This window comes from Vibrio sp. 10N.286.51.E5 (assembly GCF_041469125.1).
Lineage (GTDB): Bacteria > Pseudomonadota > Gammaproteobacteria > Enterobacterales > Vibrionaceae > Vibrio > Vibrio crassostreae_C.
In genome coordinates, this window is record NZ_JBFRJZ010000008.1 from 1 (window position 1) to 408 (window position 408).

1 protein-coding gene is annotated in these 408 nt (G+C 41.9%); it reads left to right on the top strand.

Annotated features, from left to right (window positions below):
• Positions 1-136: 136 nt before the first annotated feature.
• Positions 137-408 (top strand): hypothetical protein (locus AB4161_RS01825; protein WP_235618376.1); only part of this gene is annotated, 272 nt, incomplete at its 3' end.

Sequence of the window (408 nt, forward strand, 5' to 3'; positions counted from 1 at the left end):
TAATGAGCGATCATGAACTGCTTGAGTGGCATTCCCCATCGGATAAGGGTTTAGCATCGCTGCACGGTAATGAGCGATCATGAATGGCTTGAGTGGCATGCCCCATCGGATAAGGGTTTAGCATCGCTGCACAGTAATGAGCGAACAATTTCTATTTCATCTAATGAACCCGCGAACGATTGATTTAAAAACTGGGTTGTATTTATACGACTTAGGTGATTTGTCCGGATTTTATACTGGTCACATATTGGTCAGTCGTAAATATTTCAATGGCTTATGTATCGCTGTTTTTCCTGACCATCGCCCTCAACATTCTGAACTAGATATGACTGCACTGGCTGACTGTATTGAGTCCGTATTTGAAAATGATATGACTGTACGGCTTGATTATACCGAGTCAGTTTTTGA